At 61.9% G+C, this 16,543-nt stretch carries 19 protein-coding genes; 10 read left to right on the forward strand and 9 right to left on the reverse strand.

Annotated features, from left to right (window positions below):
* Window positions 1-10: 10 nt before the first annotated feature.
* On the reverse strand, window positions 11-550 hold the full coding sequence (locus QTL96_RS25685; protein WP_018899834.1) for a TRAP transporter small permease subunit: 540 nt from the start codon (window positions 548-550) through the stop codon (window positions 11-13).
* 195 nt (window positions 551-745) lie between these two features.
* Between QTL96_RS25685 and QTL96_RS25690 the strand changes: the two genes are divergently transcribed.
* The 5 genes from QTL96_RS25690 to QTL96_RS25710 all read left to right on the forward strand — a co-directional run bounded on the left by QTL96_RS25690 (window position 746) and on the right by QTL96_RS25710 (window position 5,103).
* Window positions 746-895, forward strand: coding sequence for a hypothetical protein (locus QTL96_RS25690; RefSeq protein ID WP_162725206.1), 150 nt, complete (start codon window positions 746-748; stop codon window positions 893-895).
* Window positions 882-3,188 carry an EAL domain-containing protein gene (locus QTL96_RS25695; protein WP_113009249.1) on the forward strand — a complete coding sequence of 769 codons (2,307 nt, stop codon included), beginning with the start codon at window positions 882-884 and terminating at the stop codon, window positions 3,186-3,188. Before QTL96_RS25690 ends, QTL96_RS25695 begins: the two co-directional genes overlap by 14 nt.
* A gap of 189 nt (window positions 3,189-3,377) precedes the next feature.
* Window positions 3,378-4,130 carry a hypothetical protein gene (locus QTL96_RS25700; protein ID WP_113009250.1) on the forward strand — a complete coding sequence of 251 codons (753 nt, stop codon included), beginning with the start codon at window positions 3,378-3,380 and terminating at the stop codon, window positions 4,128-4,130.
* 174 nt (window positions 4,131-4,304) lie between these two features.
* Window positions 4,305-4,529: an aa3-type cytochrome c oxidase subunit IV gene (locus QTL96_RS25705; RefSeq protein WP_018899831.1), complete on the forward strand. Its 225-nt coding sequence runs from the start codon at window positions 4,305-4,307 to the stop codon at window positions 4,527-4,529.
* A gap of 226 nt (window positions 4,530-4,755) precedes the next feature.
* Complete coding sequence (locus QTL96_RS25710) at window positions 4,756-5,103, forward strand: DoxX family protein (RefSeq protein WP_354669147.1); 348 nt, start codon at window positions 4,756-4,758, stop codon at window positions 5,101-5,103.
* A gap of 19 nt (window positions 5,104-5,122) precedes the next feature.
* Here QTL96_RS25710 and QTL96_RS25715 read toward each other — a convergent pair whose 3' ends face one another.
* The 4 genes from QTL96_RS25715 to rpsU (QTL96_RS25730) all read right to left on the reverse strand — a co-directional run bounded on the left by QTL96_RS25715 (window position 5,123) and on the right by rpsU (QTL96_RS25730) (window position 9,327).
* The gene (locus QTL96_RS25715; RefSeq protein WP_289729706.1) at window positions 5,123-6,781 is read right to left on the reverse strand and encodes a sensor histidine kinase; all 1,659 of its coding nucleotides are present in this window, start codon (window positions 6,779-6,781) and stop codon (window positions 5,123-5,125) included.
* 215 nt (window positions 6,782-6,996) lie between these two features.
* The gene (locus tag QTL96_RS25720) at window positions 6,997-8,058 is read right to left on the reverse strand and encodes an FAD-dependent oxidoreductase (protein WP_289729707.1); all 1,062 of its coding nucleotides are present in this window, start codon (window positions 8,056-8,058) and stop codon (window positions 6,997-6,999) included.
* 25 nt (window positions 8,059-8,083) lie between these two features.
* Window positions 8,084-8,947, reverse strand: a complete 864-nt coding sequence (locus QTL96_RS25725; protein WP_113197885.1) for a tetratricopeptide repeat protein — start codon at window positions 8,945-8,947, stop codon at window positions 8,084-8,086.
* Between the two features lie 134 nt (window positions 8,948-9,081).
* Window positions 9,082-9,327 carry a 30S ribosomal protein S21 gene (rpsU, locus tag QTL96_RS25730; RefSeq protein ID WP_113009254.1) on the reverse strand — a complete coding sequence of 82 codons (246 nt, stop codon included), beginning with the start codon at window positions 9,325-9,327 and terminating at the stop codon, window positions 9,082-9,084.
* A 696-nt stretch (window positions 9,328-10,023) separates the two neighbouring features.
* On the opposite strand from rpsU (QTL96_RS25730), the gene rpsU (QTL96_RS25735) reads away from it, so the two are divergent.
* The 3 genes from rpsU (QTL96_RS25735) to QTL96_RS25745 all read left to right on the forward strand — a co-directional run bounded on the left by rpsU (QTL96_RS25735) (window position 10,024) and on the right by QTL96_RS25745 (window position 11,921).
* The gene (gene rpsU / locus QTL96_RS25735; protein WP_018899825.1) at window positions 10,024-10,263 is read left to right on the forward strand and encodes a 30S ribosomal protein S21; all 240 of its coding nucleotides are present in this window, start codon (window positions 10,024-10,026) and stop codon (window positions 10,261-10,263) included.
* Window positions 10,264-10,297: 34 nt separating this feature from the next.
* Complete coding sequence (locus tag QTL96_RS25740; protein ID WP_112982644.1) at window positions 10,298-10,522, forward strand: hypothetical protein; 225 nt, start codon at window positions 10,298-10,300, stop codon at window positions 10,520-10,522.
* Window positions 10,523-10,730: 208 nt separating this feature from the next.
* Window positions 10,731-11,921 carry a TadE/TadG family type IV pilus assembly protein gene (locus QTL96_RS25745; protein ID WP_289729708.1) on the forward strand — a complete coding sequence of 397 codons (1,191 nt, stop codon included), beginning with the start codon at window positions 10,731-10,733 and terminating at the stop codon, window positions 11,919-11,921.
* 68 nt (window positions 11,922-11,989) lie between these two features.
* Here the strand turns inward: QTL96_RS25745 and QTL96_RS25750 are convergent, their stop codons facing one another.
* Window positions 11,990-12,730, reverse strand: coding sequence for an SDR family oxidoreductase (locus QTL96_RS25750; RefSeq protein WP_289729709.1), 741 nt, complete (start codon window positions 12,728-12,730; stop codon window positions 11,990-11,992).
* A 121-nt stretch (window positions 12,731-12,851) separates the two neighbouring features.
* On the opposite strand from QTL96_RS25750, the gene QTL96_RS25755 reads away from it, so the two are divergent.
* Window positions 12,852-13,775 (forward strand): LysR substrate-binding domain-containing protein, encoded by a 924-nt coding sequence (locus QTL96_RS25755; protein ID WP_289729710.1) that lies wholly within the window; start codon window positions 12,852-12,854, stop codon window positions 13,773-13,775.
* 58 nt (window positions 13,776-13,833) lie between these two features.
* Here the strand turns inward: QTL96_RS25755 and QTL96_RS25760 are convergent, their stop codons facing one another.
* From QTL96_RS25760 to QTL96_RS25770, 3 genes are all read right to left on the reverse strand, one after another.
* A complete protein-coding gene (locus QTL96_RS25760; protein WP_289729711.1) occupies window positions 13,834-14,271 on the reverse strand; it encodes a VOC family protein in 438 nt (145 codons plus the stop codon).
* A gap of 14 nt (window positions 14,272-14,285) precedes the next feature.
* The gene (locus QTL96_RS25765; protein WP_047509622.1) at window positions 14,286-14,552 is read right to left on the reverse strand and encodes a DUF2277 domain-containing protein; all 267 of its coding nucleotides are present in this window, start codon (window positions 14,550-14,552) and stop codon (window positions 14,286-14,288) included.
* Window positions 14,553-14,658: 106 nt separating this feature from the next.
* On the reverse strand, window positions 14,659-15,039 hold the full coding sequence (locus QTL96_RS25770) for a DUF930 domain-containing protein (protein WP_112942849.1): 381 nt from the start codon (window positions 15,037-15,039) through the stop codon (window positions 14,659-14,661).
* A gap of 249 nt (window positions 15,040-15,288) precedes the next feature.
* Here QTL96_RS25770 and QTL96_RS25775 point away from each other — a divergent pair, with 249 nt between their 5' ends.
* Entirely contained in the window at window positions 15,289-16,542 is a 1,254-nt protein-coding gene (locus tag QTL96_RS25775) for a sarcosine oxidase subunit beta family protein (RefSeq protein ID WP_016557052.1), read from the forward strand.
* Window position 16,543: the final 1 nt, after the last annotated feature.

The raw sequence follows: 16,543 nt of genomic DNA on the forward strand, positions 1-16,543 counted from the left end.
CCGGTCGCGGTTACTGCAGCGGCTTTTCGTATTTGGTCTCGACGACCAAATGACCCGTCAGCGCGGCGATGCGCTTGATCAGCTCGGAGAGACCCTGCAGCGTCAAAAGGCCGAAGCCCGCGACCAGGATGAGCTTGACCGGCCAGCGGATCAGCCCGCCGGCATTGGAGGAGACCTCGTGCTGGACATAGGAGAGCCAGAAGAAGGGCCAGCAGAGCCAGGTGAGGAAGATGCAGGCCGGAAGCAGGAAGACGATCAGGCCGATCGTATCGATCCACAGCCGCGCCCGGTCCGACACCGAGCCGTAGATCAGGTCGACGCGGACATGCTCGTTCATTCTGAGCGTGTGGGCGGCACCGAGCACGACCACGAAGGCGAAGAGATACCACTGGATCTCGAGCCAGCCGTTGGAGCTGTAGTTGAAGGTGTAGCGGATCAGCGCGTTGGCGGCGCTGATCAGGCAACAGAACAGCACCATATATTCGGACAGCTTGCCCATGAACTGGCTGACAGCATCGATCAGCCGGCTGGCGGCTAGAAAAACCGGCATGCCTTTCCCCCTCCTATTTCATGGGTTTTACCCCATGCTCTCCCACCTCAAGTGGTAGATCAGGGACCCTGAAATTGGAAGCGGAAAGCCCGGATGTTGGATTATAGTCTTATATCGCGGGCGAACCGCCAGCCGCACTTGCCGGCTGCAAAGACGACAACCTGTGGATGGGCCGCCTCATTGTGAAACATCCCCGTGAAGCTGCAAAAACTGCCGATTCCTGCTCTTGTTCTCGCTAAGATTGTAGAAAAATCAACAAAATGTGTGGGTGACCTGAAATCAATTTTTAAAGGGTTGGCGGTAGGGTGCTGCGGTACAGGGAAAATATTGGATGAAGCCAGATAGCCCGAGCAGGGTCCCTACGGATGTATATCTCTCGTTTGTGAGTTCCCTCTCGGGAAACCGCATGACGCTGCTCGCCGGTGTCATCGTTCACATCGCGACCTGCCTGGCCATTGCCTTCAAGACCGGCACCACCCTCTACCTCTGGCTTGCCGCGGGCTTTCTCCTCGTCTTCTGCGCACGCATGATCATTTTCCGCCAGTTCGACCGCGTCGACAAGCAGACGCTGACGCATGCCGGCATCGAGCATTGGGAGCGGATCCTGGTCGCGGGGGCTGCCTGCACGACGACGCTGCTCGGCATCTGCAGCGGCTATGCGATCTTCATGGTGCACGACAGCTTCTCGGAGCTCGCCAGCATCTCGGTGACGATGGCGACCATGGTCTCCGTCGTCGGGCGCAACTACGGGTCGCGCATGGCAGTCGACCTGCAGACCTTCTCCTGCTGCCTGCCGATGATCATCTGCAGCCTGATGGCGATGGATTTCTATCGCGGCATCCTGTCCATCTTCCTCGTTCCCTTCTGGCTGACCACCCGGGCAATGGCCAACGGCGTGCGCGAGTTTCTTTACGAGAACGTCATCGCGCGGCGCGAGATCACCTCGATCGCCGACCGGTTCGACACCGCGCTCAACAACATGCCGCACGGGCTTGTCATGGTGGACGCCGAAAACCGTATCCAGGTGGTGAACCGCAAGGCATGCGAACTCCTGAAGATCGGTGCGCCGGACCGGTTGAAGGACCGCGATCTCGGTGCCGTGCTGCGCTATGGCGCGCGCTACAATTTCATGGATTCCTCGCAGCCTGAGCTCATCCTCAGGCAGATGACGCATGTCGCCGAGGGCAAGCTGTCGCGCATGCTCATCCATTTTCCGGAAGACCTGTCGCTCGAGTTCTCCGCCAGCCGCCGCGCAGATGGCGGCGCCGTGCTGATCTTCGAGGATGTGTCGAGCCGCGTGAAGGCCGAGCAGAAGATCCTGCACATGGTGCGCTACGACGCACTGACGGGCCTGCCGAACCGCGAATATTTCAGCCACCTCGTCCAGGATTACCTGAACAAGCATCCGAAGAAGCGCGGCCCGCTCGGCTTCATGGTTCTCGACATCGACGAGTTCAAGCATGTCAACGACATGCGCGGCCACATCACCGGCGACCGGCTGCTCTGCGCCATTGCCAACCGCATCGAGGAGCGCTCGCGCAAGGCGATCGTCGGCCGCCTGATGGGCGACCAGTTCATCCTGTTCTTCCCGCACGCCAAGGATGCGGAAGCGATGGATGCGGAGATCCGCCGTGTGCATGCCGAAATCCAGGGGAATTACGAGGCCGACGACGTCACCTTCCTGGTGTCGCTCTCGGCCGGTTTCGCCATCCTCGAAAGCGATGCCTTCGCGATGGACGAATGGAGCATCAAGGCCGATCTCGCGCTGTTCGAGAGCAAGTCCAAGGAGCGCGGCGGGATTTCCGGCTTCGAGCGCGAGATGGACGGCCGCTATATCGAAAAGCAGAAGCTGAAGGCGGACCTGCGCGAGGCGGTGGCCGCCGGCGGGCTCAACATTGCCTACCAGCCGATGTTCAAGGCCGATGGCTCGCGCATCGAATGCGCCGAGGCGCTGGCGCGCTGGGTGCATCCGGAGAAGGGGGCCATTCCGCCGGATGTGTTCATTCGTCTTGCCGAGGACATGGGCATCATCTCCGATATCACGCGCTTCATCCTGATGAAGGCCTGCATGGATTGCATGACGTGGCCGGATCACATCGCGGTCTCCGTCAACCTTTCGGCGCGCGACCTGCGCGACAACGATATTCTCGCCGTCGTCTCGCAAGCGCTGAAGAATTCCGGCCTGAGCCCGGATCGGCTGCACCTCGAAATCACCGAGAGCTGCCTGATCGACGAGCCGGCTGCCGTGCGCGCCATCCTGGCGGAGCTGCGCAACAGCGGCATCACCATCGCGATCGACGATTTCGGCACCGGCTTCTCCAGCCTCAGCTACCTCGATACGCTGCCGCTCGACATCATCAAGATCGACCGCTCGTTCCTGCGCAATATCGTGGAGGACGGCCGTCGTCTGAAGCTTCTGCGCGGGACGGTCAACCTAGCCCGCGAACTTGGGCTCAAGATCGTCACCGAAGGTGTCGAGACCACCGAGCAGCTGGCGTTGCTCAACAAGTACCGGGCGACCGATCTCGTCCAGGGCTACGTCTTCTCGCCGCCAGTGCCGTCGCAGAACATCGCGCTGCTGCAGGAGGCGATTGGCCGCCGTACGCCGGTGCCGCGCCGCCGCAACAACGTCGCCTGATCCATCATCTCACCACTTCTGATCGCCGCTGACGCCGTCCGCTTTGCAACCGGGCGGCTTTTTAGTCATTTCTTAATGATTGCGGCACGTTAACCTTAGCAACTTAAATACGATTAAATTTATCTTAAAATCTTGCGTTCCGGGCCGTAATCGTATGATTAATAAGCCGTTAACGAACGGACGGGCAAAATGTCAGGATCACATTCCAACGTAAGTGATTTCAGCCGCAAGATTCTTGAAGTTCTCGATAATGTCGAATACCGCCGCGTTGAAAGCAACGAGGACCTGGCACAGGTGGAACGCCTGCGCTACAAGGCCTACAAGGCGCACGACGTGCTGGCGCTGGCCCCCAAGGGTCTGCTCGACGACAGCGATTTCGACAGCCATGCCTATGTTTTCGGACTGTACTATTATGGGGAGATGGTCAGCACCGTCCGGATCCATTATGTGACACCCGACCATCGGCTCAGCCAATCGGGCGGGGCATTCCCCTGGGCGATGGACGCGATGCTCGATGCAGGGCTGACGCTGATCGACCCGGCACGCTTCGCCGCCGATCCAGAGATGACGGCGGATCTCTCCTGGATCCCCTATCTCACGCTGCGTCCGTCGATCGTCGCCGCGGCCTATTTCCGCGCCAGCCGGGTGCTGCAGTTCTGCCGGCCGCCGCATGCCGCCTTCTACAAGCGCGTCTTCTATGCCGACACCATCGTGCCCGGCCAGCTGGCCAAGAACTACGGCATCGACATGACGCTGATGGCGACCAACGTGATCGAGGTCGGGCGCAAGCTTTTGACGCGCTATCCGTTCTTCATCTCCAGCGCCAGCGAACAGCGGATGATGTTCTCGCGCAACCCGAACGACACGCTGCCGCCGCTGACCATCATTCCGACGGCGCGCTTCGTGCCCGCGGGCCAGTTCGGCACCGATCTGCCGCTCTGAGGCAATCCAACACGATGCATGGGAACGCCGCGTGGCCGCGGCATTCTCATGCATTGCGCTTTTGAAGGCTTTGTGTAATTCCTCTAGCGGGACATTTGCGCGTGGGAGCGCGTGGATGAGAAAGTCATGCGGCCGCATCGTGATGCGGGCCGGGGTTTCAGGGAGATGACAAGCATGGCCGAGCACAATACCGGACCCGCCGAAGTCGGCGCGCCGATGGACTATCCAGCGCACGAGCAGACCTACAACATGTTCCTGGCGGCCGCGAAGTTCGGCACGCTGTTTCTGATCGCGCTGCTGCTCGGCATGACCGCCGGCTTCTTCGCCGGCGCCGGCCTGCTCGGCGGCATCGTGGTGCTGCTGATCGTCTTCATCGCCGGCCTCGTGCTGCTGCGCTAATCAGCCACCGACATCAGATCGACGTATCGAGAGCAGGGCGGGAATGCGTTTCCCGCCTTTGCGCGTGTATTTGCTTGCCAATTATTGCAACATGCGGTTTCATTCGTCATCGCGGCATCGTTCAAGTGCATTCCTTGCAAAGCAACTCGGTTTTGATGGGTGTCACAGATGGCTTTTACACATGGATCGTGAAGTCTCTATCTTCAGTGTCATTGCTGGGTGGGGCTTGAGCGCGCTTGTTTGCGTGGCGTTGCTTGCCGATGCCGGCATCAACCTGTTTGCGCCGCAGATGCTGGCGACCGATATGGCAGCATCGGGCTTCCCGCCCGAACTTGCGACCACGCTCGGGCTTATCATCCTTGTCTGCGTGGTGCTTTACGCCATTCCGGCAACGGCTGCGCTCGGCGCCGTCATGATAACGGGGTTTCTCGGCGGAGCGATCAGCATTCACTTCCGGCTCGGCGAGATATTCTCGCCGCCGCAGCTGATATGTCTGATGCTCGGCGTGCTGGCGTGGGGTGGCCTCTATCTGCGCGATGCGCGGATCCGGAACATCATGCCGATCCGCCTTTGAGGCTGTGTACAGTCGGGCTTCAGTCGCGCTGCAGCACGCGGCGCGGGGCCGTCAGTTCCCAGCGCAGGCCTTCCGGGCGGAAGTCGACGTGGACGCTGCCGCTGAAGGCGGCGGCGGCGTGGTTCTTGATGACTGTCGTGCCGAAGCCGGAGCGCTCGGGTGCTGTGACAGGCGGGCCGTTTCGCTCGTCCCAGACGACGCGCAGCATCTCTTCGGTGTGCTCGTCTTCCTGGATGCTCTGCCAGTAAAGCCGGACGCGGCCCTGAGGGACCGAGAGCGCACCGTACTTGATCGAGTTGGTGGCGAGCTCATGCAGGGTGAGGCCGAGGTTCTGCACGGCCTCGGGCTTCAGCATGAAATCGGTGCCGGTCACCTCGATCTGCTGCAGGGCGTGCGGGAAGGCTTCGAGGTGGATATCGATGACGCGGCGCAGCGATGCGCCTGCCCATTGCTCGCTGGTCAGAAGCTGGATGGAGCGCGCCAACCCCTCGAGGCGATCGGCGACGGCAGCCTGGTATTCCTCGACCGAGCTAGCCTGCCGGGCGATCTGGCGCATCATCGCCTGGGCGAGCGCAAGCAGGTTCTTGGTGCGGTGGACGAGTTCGTTCATGACGAAATGCAGCCGGTCTTCCGTCTGGCTGCGGTCGAAGGAGGCGTTGGAGAGCGCCACGGCCACGCGGTTGGCCTCGATCACGCTGGTTTCGATCGGCGCGACGATGTGGCCTTCGCCCATGCGGTTGGCCATATCGGCGATGGCGCGGATGGTGGTGCGCACCTGGCGGGCAACGATATAGGCGCCGAAGATGGCGACCAAAAGCAGCGCGATGCCGCCGATGATCAGGAACCGCCAAGTCGTGAGGATCGAGGCCTGGGCGGTGGCGACCGGTCCCCAGACCACGGCCTTCCACGACCAGCCGGGGATCTGCGCATAGCCGAGCAAGGCCTTCGGCATGATGACGCTGTCTTCGTAGACGCCGCTTGAATTGATCAGCTCAGGGAGGATGCGGGGGTCGAAAGGCCTGCCGAAGGCGAGATTGGTGGCGCCGGCGGAGGCGACCACATGGCCGCTCTGATCGAGGATCGCCGCCGACCAATCGGCCGCCAATCCTTCCGTCGAGACCATCTTGGCGAGGTCCTTTGCATTCTGCGTGATGATCAGCGCGGCGACGTCGCCGATCTTGACGGGCATGGCGACGTTATAGACCCACTCGCTGCTGGTGCGGCCCATGAAGACGTCGGATGCCTCGATGCGGCCCGAGCGTATCACCGATTCGACAGATGGCATGTTGCCCACCTTGCCGAGCGGCGTGCCGTAATCGACGCGGGTGTTGAGCAGCAGCTGGCCCGATTTGTCCACCGCCAGCACATAGAGCGTATCGGCGCGCATCGCGGTTTCGGTGCGGTTGTGGAAGGCGGCGAAATCGTCGTGCTCGAGTTCGGGGGAGGTCGAGAGCAGCCGCAGCGTTGTCGCCATGTCCTGCAGCTGGCGGTCGACGGTGCGGGCAAGGGCGGTGGCGTCCTGCGCGGTCTCGCGCTTCAGGATCGAACGCTGGCTGTCTTCCAGCTGGCCAAGCAGCAGCGCCACCAACGCGAAGATGGGGAGCGCCACGGCAACGGCCATCGCGATCAGGTAGGTACCTATCGATGCCTTGGGGAAAAACCGCAGGCTACGCTTCATCGGCACCGGCATCGCTCGCAGGGCAAGAGGATGGGCGGGGACGCACGTTTCCAACCGGGAACAGCAAAGACTTCAATCACGACATCCGCCCTCAACGCGCCTTTTTACTCCCAATAGCCTGCTATCGACCCAGGGCATGTTAGGGGCAGGGGGAAATGGTTGCAACACACTAAAACATGCCCAAGGGCATTTGTCGGAAAGTGTGCTTTAGGGTGTCAGAGGAAGCGGGTGGGCCGGAAGGGCGTGAGCATCGGATCGTTCTCGCCCTGCAAAATCTCGCTGGAGGCGAGCATCCCGGCGAGCGGCGTCAGCGTCACGCCGGAGTGCATGACGGCGATATAGAGGCCGTCGCAGACATCGCCGATAACAGGAAAACCGTCCTTCGGCGTCGGGCGGTAGCCGACGGTGAAGAAGTCCATGGCGAGCGACTGGCTGTCGGCAAGTGAGGCCTTCACCTTGGCGAACAGGGCTTGCGCCGTCGCATGCTGGTCTTCGCCCGGCTGGGCGCCGCCGAAATCGCTGCCGGCGATGATGCGGCCTTCAGCGGTCTGGCGCATGTGCAGTTCCGGCGCCATGACGAGGCCGTTCAATAGCCTTGCATGCGGGCGGGAGTGGACGATGAGGCCGGCGGGCGTTTCGATCTGAAGCGTGATGCCGATGCTTGCGGTCAAGGGTGCGGTACCGGCGCCGGATGCGAGCGCGACATGGTCGGCCTCCATCACGCCCGCCGAGGTGACCACGCCGGAGATACGCTCGCCGGTGCGCAGCAGCCCGCGCACGGCGGCGTCGATCACGGTCGCGCCGCGCGTCTTGGCATCGGCGAGCATCATGCGGGCAGCGGCGACAGGCTCGACGGCGCCTTCCTCGGCAACGACCACGGCATGTTCGGGATGATTGGCGAGATGAGGCTCGCGCTTACGGATCGCATCGCCATCGACGCGTTCTATGCCGTAGCCCCAGGCGCCATGCTCGGCGATGAAAGCTTCCAGCCGCTCCGGCGGCAGGTCCCATGAGAGGCTGCCGCACCATTCGAGCGGCAGGCCGGGCAGCTCGCCAGCCAATCTCTTCCACTCGGCCATAGAGCGGCGGCGGAAGCGATAATAGAATTCGGGATTGCCCCAGCTGGCGTTGATCCAGGAGAAGGAGCAGGGGGTGGCGACGCCGCCATTGTCCTCGGCGACGACGGTGACCTTGGCGCCGTCGCGGGCCAGATGCCAGGCGATGGAGGCGCCGATGATGCCGGCGCCGACGACGATCACATGCGGTTTGGCAGCCATCGTCGTCCTCCGAAGTTAGGTTTGATCAGCCGGCGGCGCTGACGCGGGCGAGGCCGTCCTTGGCAGGCTGGTATTTCGGGCTGAGGCCGATGGCGTGGCGATAGGAGCGGGCAGCCTTCTGCTTGTCGCCGCGGCGCTCGTAGACCAGCGCCTGGTTGGCCCAGCTCTCGGCGATGTTGCCGTTCAGCTCGATCGCGTGGTTGAAGTCGGCGAAGGCGTTGTCGTCGTCGTTGAGCGCGATGTAGGAGATGCCGCGGCCGTTATAGGGCTCCGGCGAGTTCGGCGACAGCGAGATCGCCTTGGAGAAATCGTCGATCGCCTTGTCCTGCTGGTTGCGCTTCTGGAAGATCAGGCCGCGATTGTGGTAGGCGCGGCCGTCGGTGGTGCCGTTCTGGATCGCCTTGTTGAAATCGTTGAAGGCGGCATCGTCCTGGCCGGCGGTGCGGTAGACGTTGCCGCGACCGATCAGAGCCACGTCGTAGTTCGGGTTGATCTGCAGCGCCGCGTTGTAATCCTGGATCGCCTGCTGCTGCTGGCCCATGTTGCGGTAAACGAGCGCGCGGTTGGCGTAGGCCTGGTAGAACTTCGGATTGATCTGCAGGGCGGTGTTGAAATCGTTCAGCGCCGCGCGGAAATCGCCGCCGCGACCATAGGCGGAACCGCGAACGTTGTAGCCTTCGGGATCACGCGGGTTGGCGTTGATGACCGACGTCAGCGATGCGATGTTTTCCTGCGAGCCCTGGGCCTTGTCGATGCGGATGACGGCATCGGAAGTGCTGTTCGTGGTGCAGCCGGCGAGGCCGAGAGCGGCGACCAGCGCCAGCACGGGCAGGGCGGTCATTTTCGTCGACGAACGCAAGGATCGGGCATTCAACATCGTATCAGCCATGCGGGCTCGTTTTCCCCATTACGGCCGGCCGGTCTTGAGACGGGCAGGCTAAGCAGCAAACAAAAAAGGCGGTGGCGACCAGATCGCCCCCGCCAACATGCATCTGAAAACGTCGAAATAACGACGGGAACGCCTTAGCGCGAGGAAGAAGCTCCACGCGACGGAGCAACGCCGCTTTCGCGCTGAAGGCGCTTGCGGGCCAGCTTGCGAACGCGACGAACAGCTTCGGCCTTTTCGCGAGCGCGCTTTTCCGAAGGCTTTTCGTAGTAGTCGCGCATCTTCATTTCGCGGAAAATGCCTTCGCGCTGCATTTTCTTCTTGAGAGCGCGGAGAGCCTGGTCAACATTGTTGTCGCGGACGAGTACCTGCACGAGAATCACGTTCCTTTGGTTCGGTTGATGCCTGGGTCATCCCAATGACAGAGGCAAAAAATGTTCATTCCGCGCGGCAGCGCCTCGCGATTGGTGTGCGGGATAGCAGATCACTTGGCTGAAGTCCATATGGATCAGCGGGTTTCAGCCGAAAAAACCCTGCAATCCAGGCTCGCATTGGCGCAAAAGGTATTTTCCCCCTCGCATCGCGCCACAAGTGCCCCATGCGACGCCCGAAAGCCCCGTGGCGGCAGGGCTTGGCGGCTAATTCCGGTTCGTTCCTTGCATCGGCTGTCGTTTGCACTATAATTGCGCCATCGACTATTGCTTGTGACCTTTGTCAAAGAGCCCAATCGCTCCGTCAGATCTCCTCTCAAAATCGATCATGCCCGGCACGCAATTGTCGGGAAATGCCTCGCATTGGAAGTGATCATTGGTATCGCTGCGAGGATCGGCTTTTTGCCGGTCGCCTCAGGATTTCGATCCTCCGGCGCAGCAGTACAGACCGTTTCGGGGCCTTGGTCTCGATTGTCGAAATTGCCGGCGGCGATTTCGGCACCACTTAGCCGGCATCCTCGATGCCAGACACGAAACCGCGACGATTGCCGTCAAGACATCCCGGCCTCGCTTATGGCGCCAAGGGCGGGAAACAGTTTTCGGCTCGTCACAAACCGGCAATTCGTTGCCGCAAGAAAGGAATACAATTTGCAGGTTCTCGTCAGGGATAACAATGTCGACCAGGCGCTCCGCGTCCTGAAGAAGAAGATGCAGCGCGAAGGTCTCTTCCGCGAATTCAAGGCGCGCAGCGCCTATGAAAAGCCGTCGGAAAAGCGCGTGCGCGAAAAGGCAGAAGCCGTTCGCCGCCAGCGCAAGCTGACCCGCAAGAAGCTGCAGCGCGAAGGCCTGCTTCCTGCACCGAAGAAGGCCGTGCGTCCGGCCCGCTAAAGGCTGGCCCAACGCTTAGATGTAGAGAGCACAGATGACTTCAGACAATGAATTCTTCAATCAGGCCAAGCTCTCGTCTCGCGATAAGGCTGTCGTGACCGACACGACGGCCCGTGCGATCATTTCAGCCGAGGCCGCGGCTCGCGAATTGAAGACGGAGAAGCTCAAGGCTCTCCGCCTGCAACGCGCTGCCGAGGCCCCGCCTGAGGCCGAACCCGTGAAGAAAAAGCGGGCAACGTCCAAGACGGCGTCCTCCTGATCTTGGTGCCCCCGATCGGGCACGCGTCATTCCTCCCCGACAATCGGTTGATTGTGCACATCGGCATCGGGCCCCTTTGGGTCTGTGTCGCCGACCTGTGGTTTATTCCTCTGTTCTAAAATGACCCGGACTTCTTGGTAGGCTTACCTCCGGTTAAGTGCGATTCAACGTGCGATGGCACTTTTGCGCCGCGTGCTCGTTTTTGAGCATGCTGTACGTTCAAGAGATAAAGCGTCTCCTGAGGTGCCGGGATGGAAACTTCGGCATCACCACCGCGCTCGTGCTGCCTATTCTCGTCGGTGTGGCGGGGCTGGCGGTCGATACCGCAAACCTCTCCCTGTCGCAGCGTCAATTGCAGGAAGCGACGGATGCATCGGCGCTTGCAGTCTCGACCGCGCTTATGAAGGGAACCGCCGACGAGACATCAGGCAAGACGCTGGGGCTCGATTTTCTCTCCGGCCAGGTGGCCAGCATTGCCGGCAGCACGGCGGCTGCGGCCGCGAAGAATGCGGGCACGGTCTCGATCACGACGACGACCACTTCGTCCGGAAAAAGCTTCGTGGTAGGCGTGGCCGCCTCGATGCCGGTGACGCTGACGCCGCTCAGCGCTCTCATCGCCGGCAATACGAAGACCGTGTCGGCCGCCAGCAAGAGCACCAGCGGCACGGGAACGACGAAGAACGGAATCTCGATCGAGGTGCTTCTCGATGCATCGACCTCGATGTCCGAGGATACGACAACACAGAACGGCACGAAGTGCGCGATCTACCTGCTCGGCATCTGCATCGGCACGCAGCCTGCCTATTACACCAAGATCGACGCGCTGAAGATCGCCGCGGGCAAGCTGTTCGATTCGCTCGACAAGTACGATCCGAACGCTCGCTATGTCCGCAGCGGCGCGATTTCCTATACCAGCAGTATCAAGGGACAATCGCCGATGGCCTGGGGCACGACGAGCGCCCGGGGTCACGTAAGCGGCATAACGATCGAAAAGAACAATGGGACGGACGCCACGGCGGCGATGAAGGCGGCGAACGCCAACATCGCCAAGAATCAATATGGCACCGACACGGAAAGCGTCGAGCAGAAAAAGAGGGACAATACCAATTCCGACCGCATAATCATCTTGATGACCGACGGCGACATGACCGGGGATACCGGCAGCTGGGTGAGCAAGCTCGACCAATCGGTGCGCGACGAATGCACGAACGCCAAGGCGGCCGGCATCAAGATCTATACGGTGGCGTTCATGGCACCGGACAAGGGCAAGGCGCTCTTGAAATTCTGCGCCTCCACCGATGCCAATTATTACGAGCCGAACACGATGGATGCGCTGACGGCGGCGTTCAGCTCCATCGGCGAGGCGGCGACGAAGACGATGAGCCGGCTGACGAACTGAGAAACGGAAACGGCTCGCCGCTCCTTTCCGGAGAGGCGAGCCGCTGCATCGTCACATCATTATATAGCTCAGAATTCCTGGGCGGTCGGGCGCAGGACGATCTCGTTGATGTCGACATCGTCAGGCTGTGAAATGGCGTAGGCGATGGCACGGGCGACGGCGCTTGCCGGAATGGCCATCTTGTAGAAATCGAGCACGGTCGATTGCGCGGTGCCCGTGGTGTTGTGCTTGAGATCGCTGTCGACGGCGCCGGGCTCGATCGAGGTGACGCGAACCTTGAAGCCGACTTCCTGGCGCAGGCCGTCGGAAATGGCGCGGACGGCGAACTTGGTGCCGGAATAGACGGTGCCACCAGGCGCGAAGACCTTGATGCCGGCAACCGAGCTCAGGTTGATGATGTGGCCGCGGCTCTTTTCCAGGAAGAAGGGCAGGGCGGCGGCGATGCCATAGAGCGTGCCCTTGATGTTGACGTCGATCATCGCGTCCCATTCCTCGGTGTTGACCTCGGCCATCGGACGGATCGGCATGATGCCGGCATTGTTGATCAGCACATCCAGCGTGCCGAAATCGGCGATCACGGCGTCGGTGACCTGCTTGACCTGGTTCTTGTCGACGACGTCGAGCTGGTAGGCGCGGGCTTCGCCGCCGGCCTTGGTGATTTCGGCGACGACGTCATCCAGCTTGTCCTTGCGGCGGGCGGCGATCGCGACGCGGGCGCCGTTGGCTGCCAGATAGCGCGCGGTTTCAGCGCCGAGGCCGGTGCTGCCACCGGTGATGAGTACGACTTTACCCTTGATGTTCTCACTCATGATCGTTCTCCTTGTTTCAGCCAGACTGTGTCGGCCTTCGATGAGGGGATCATGCACTCGGCAGCGATATTTCAGAAATTTATTTGTTTGATCCTAGATATTCACCGTGCATTATAACTGCATGCGATACGACCTCAATCTGCTGCCCGTCTTTGTGACCCTGATGGAAGAGCGCAATGTCACGCGCGCCGCCGACCGCCTGGGCATTACCCAGCCGGCGCTCTCCAATGCGCTGGCGCGGCTGCGCGTCGTCATGCGCGATCCGCTTTTCGTGCGCGAGCGCTATGGGATGCAGCCGACGCAGATGGCGCTGGAGCTGGCGCCTGTCATCGCCACCGCGCTGGCGGCAATCGATGGGGCGGTGCTCGGGCAACAGGAGTTCGATCCCGCGGAGGCCGATCTCTCCTTCACCATCGCGCCCAACAGCTATGTCGAATATGTGCTGATGCCCGCCATCGTCGCCAAGCTGCGCGAGACGGCGCCGGGGATCAGGCTTCGGCTGACGCCCTATGGCAACGACCTCATCGAGACCGGTGTCATGTCGGGCACGACGGCGATGGTGCTCGGCCGCATCGTCGAGCCGCCGGACAATCTGGTGGTGCAGCATCTGATGGATGAAGGGCTCGCCTGTGTGATCAGGGTCGATCATCCAGAGGTCTCCGATAGCCTGTCGAAGGAGCAGTACGAGCGTATGCGGCATGTGAATGTCGTGCCCCATGGCCGCTTGCGCGTAGGGCTGTTCCAGGCGCTGGAGCAACGCGGGCTACGGCGCGAGGTGGCGGTGTCGGTGACGCATTTCCTGGCCGTGCCGGAGATGATCGCGGTCACCGACTATTGCGCGACGCTGCCGAGGCTGATCTGCCGGCACCTGGCGGCCGACCCCAGGCTGAAGATCGTGCCGGCGCCCGTCGATCTCGGCAGCTTCCCAGTCGATCTCGCCTGGCACGTCCGCCACCGCAACGACCCGGCCCACCGCTGGCTGCGCTCGCTGATTGCGGATGTGGCGCGCGAGGTTTCGGAGGTGCGGTGGACGCCGGGAGGGTGAGGGGAGTGGCCGGCTTGAGGGCGCAGACGGCTCTGTGCGGAAATCGACTGCCGTGCGTTCAGTCCAGTTCCTGCGCAAGACCGATCAACAGCCCGCCCGGACCCCTGATGTAGCAGAGCCGATAGGCGTCCTTGTACTGCACCAGTTCGCCTTCGAGCCAGGCGCCGCGTTTGCCGAGGCGTTCGAGCGTGTCATCGATGTCATCGACGGCGAACATGACGCGGAGATAGCCGAGAGCGTTGACCGGGGCGTCGCGGTGATCGGCGATGATTTCAGGCGAGATGAAGCGGGAGAGTTCGAGGCGGCTGTGGCCATCCGGCGTGCGCATCATGGCGATCTCGACTTGCTGGTCGCAGAGCCCGGTGATGCGTCCGGCCCACTCGCCCTCGACCATGGTCCTGCCCTCGAGTTCGAGGCCGAGTTCGCGGAAGAAATCGATCGTCTCATCGAGATCGTCGACGACGATGCCGACATTGTCCATGCGCTTGACTGCCACGCGTCCGGTCTCCTTCATGCGAACCGAAGTGCTGATTTCGCCCGCGCCTTGGCGGCCACTTCCTCGCGGTCGCGCGGCGGTTGAGAGGTCTCCAGCGTGTCCAGGAGCTCTCGGGCGCAGGCCGCGATCGACGAAACGGCGGCCTCGAAGGCTTCCTCGTTGCGTTTGGACGGCTTGTTGGTGCCGCTCAGCTTGCGCACGAACTGGAGCGCCGCATCATGGATTTCCGCGTCCGTTGCCGGCGGGTCGAAATTGAACAGGGGTTTGATGTTCCGGCACATGCCTTGCCTCCCTTTCTCGTCATGCCGGCCCGGTTGGCTGCGGCGTGAGCTATAAGGGAAGCTAGGCGAGGGGGCGGCGATTGCAACCGCAAGCGATGTCAGTCGCTTATGGATAAAGATAGTAGCGCGTCCAGTCCTTGCGGGCGATGATCGCGCCGCGCTTGAAGGCGAAGGCGACGATGGACAGGTGGTCGGGGCTTGTCGTGCAGGCATAGGACAGGCGATACCAATCGCCGTTGCGGCGGAACACCGCGCCATCGGCATCGACATGCACCGCCGTGCGCTTGGGATGCGAGAAGGTGTAGGAGATGACCTTGTCTGCCTGCAGGCGATCCATCGCCTCGATGTCGCAACGCTGGTCGAGTTGATCTGCCGGGGTGAGCTTCTTAATCTGGGTGATCGTTCTGCCGTCGAGCGCGAGCGCGTTGGTCGAAAGGGCCGAGATCGCGAAAAGGGCGAGGCCCATCTGGGGGAGTAGCTTTGCCATGCGGCGCGACTAGCACGCGCTTCAAAGCCCGATCAAGGGCGGAGCCGGACGTTTGTGCCCAGATCACGACATTGCTATTTCGGTGTCATCTCGTTCGTCCGGTCAAGTTCATCCGTCGCATCCGCCGCAATCGCGCGCGTGTCAAAACAAAAGCGCATCGGCGTCGCAAAAGAAACGTTGTGCCGCATTTCGATTTGCGATTTGTATGGCCGACGACAGGGGATTTTCCCCGCAAGGAGATGAAGGCGGATGCGCAGATATTCGGTTTTTGCCGTGGCACGTGAGGCTCTGAGGGGCCACAAGGGCTGGGACAAGCAATGGACGTCGCCGGAGCCGCGCGCCGAATACGACGTCATCATCATCGGTGGCGGCGGACATGGCCTGGGCGCGGCCTATTATCTGGCCAAGGAGCACGGCATCACCAATGTCGCGGTGCTCGAAAAGGGCTGGCTCGGCGGCGGCAATACCGGCCGTAACACGACCATCATCCGCTCGAACTATCTCTATGAAGAGAGCATGCACATCTATGAGCATTCGATGAAGCTCTGGGAGAACCTCTCGCAGGATCTCAACTACAATGTCATGTACTCGCCGCGCGGCGTGATGATGCTGTCGCACAATGTGCACGACCAGCAGTCCTTCAAGCGCCATATCCATGCCAACCGTCTCTACGGCATCGACAATGAATGGCTGACGCCGGAACAGGCCAAGGCTTATTGTCCGCCGCTCGATATCTCCGCCAGCGCTCGCTATCCGATCAATGGCGCTGCCCTGCAGCGCCGCGGCGGCACGGCGCGCCACGATGCGGTTGCCTGGGGCTATGCGCGTGCGGCGTCCGATCGCGGCGTCCACATCATCCAGAACTGCGAAGTGACCGGCATCCGCCGCGGCCCCGACGGGCGCGTCACCGGTGTCGAGACATCGCGCGGCTTCATCGGCGCCAAGAAGGTCGGTGTCTCTGCCGCCGGCCACACGACTACGGTCATGAAAATGGCCGATGTGCGCGTGCCGCTGCAATCGAGCCCGCTGCAGGCGCTGGTATCGGAACCGCTGAAGCCGATCTTCCCCTGCGTGGTCATGTCCAACACGGTGCATGCCTATATCTCGCAGTCCGACAAGGGCGAGCTCGTCATCGGCGCCGGCACCGACCAGTACAATTCCTACAGCCAGACCGGCGGCCTGCAGATCATCACGCATACGCTCGATGCCATCTGCGAGCTCTTCCCGATGTTCCGCCGCGTCAAGATGATGCGCCAGTGGGGCGGTATCGTCGACAACACGCCGGATCGTTCTGCCATCCAGTCGAAGACGCCGGTTCCGGGGCTCTACGTCAACTGCGGCTGGGGCACCGGCGGCTTCAAGGCGACGCCGGGCTCGGCCAATCTCTTCGCGCACCTCATTGCCCGCGACGAGGCGCACAAGTTCAATGCCGGCCTGACGCTGGACCGCTTCCGCACCGGCCGTCTGATCGACGAAGCCGCCGCCGCAGCCGTCGCGCACTGAC

Origin of the sequence: Rhizobium sp. S163, assembly GCF_030380805.1 — a bacterium.
Lineage (GTDB): Bacteria > Pseudomonadota > Alphaproteobacteria > Rhizobiales > Rhizobiaceae > Rhizobium.

Bases quoted from the DNA above. Each gene is read 5' to 3' on its own strand.
- QTL96_RS25770 (WP_112942849.1), bottom strand. From the start codon at position 15,039: ATGGCAAAGCTACTCCCCCAGATGGGCCTCGCCCTTTTCGCGATCTCG.
- QTL96_RS25715 (WP_289729706.1), bottom strand. From the start codon at position 6,781: ATGAAGCGTAGCCTGCGGTTTTTCCCCAAGGCATCGATAGGTACCTAC.
- QTL96_RS25705 (WP_018899831.1), top strand. From the start codon at position 4,305: ATGGCCGAGCACAATACCGGACCCGCCGAAGTCGGCGCGCCGATGGAC.
- QTL96_RS25750 (WP_289729709.1), bottom strand. From the start codon at position 12,730: ATGAGTGAGAACATCAAGGGTAAAGTCGTACTCATCACCGGTGGCAGC.
- QTL96_RS25755 (WP_289729710.1), top strand. From the start codon at position 12,852: ATGCGATACGACCTCAATCTGCTGCCCGTCTTTGTGACCCTGATGGAA.
- QTL96_RS25765 (WP_047509622.1), bottom strand. From the start codon at position 14,552: ATGTGCCGGAACATCAAACCCCTGTTCAATTTCGACCCGCCGGCAACG.
- QTL96_RS25740 (WP_112982644.1), top strand. From the start codon at position 10,298: ATGACTTCAGACAATGAATTCTTCAATCAGGCCAAGCTCTCGTCTCGC.
- QTL96_RS25720 (WP_289729707.1), bottom strand. From the start codon at position 8,058: ATGGCTGCCAAACCGCATGTGATCGTCGTCGGCGCCGGCATCATCGGC.
- QTL96_RS25775 (WP_016557052.1), top strand. From the start codon at position 15,289: ATGCGCAGATATTCGGTTTTTGCCGTGGCACGTGAGGCTCTGAGGGGC.
- QTL96_RS25700 (WP_113009250.1), top strand. From the start codon at position 3,378: ATGTCAGGATCACATTCCAACGTAAGTGATTTCAGCCGCAAGATTCTT.
- QTL96_RS25685 (WP_018899834.1), bottom strand. From the start codon at position 550: ATGCCGGTTTTTCTAGCCGCCAGCCGGCTGATCGATGCTGTCAGCCAG.
- QTL96_RS25745 (WP_289729708.1), top strand. From the start codon at position 10,731: ATGCTGTACGTTCAAGAGATAAAGCGTCTCCTGAGGTGCCGGGATGGA.
- QTL96_RS25725 (WP_113197885.1), bottom strand. From the start codon at position 8,947: ATGGCTGATACGATGTTGAATGCCCGATCCTTGCGTTCGTCGACGAAA.
- QTL96_RS25695 (WP_113009249.1), top strand. From the start codon at position 882: ATGAAGCCAGATAGCCCGAGCAGGGTCCCTACGGATGTATATCTCTCG.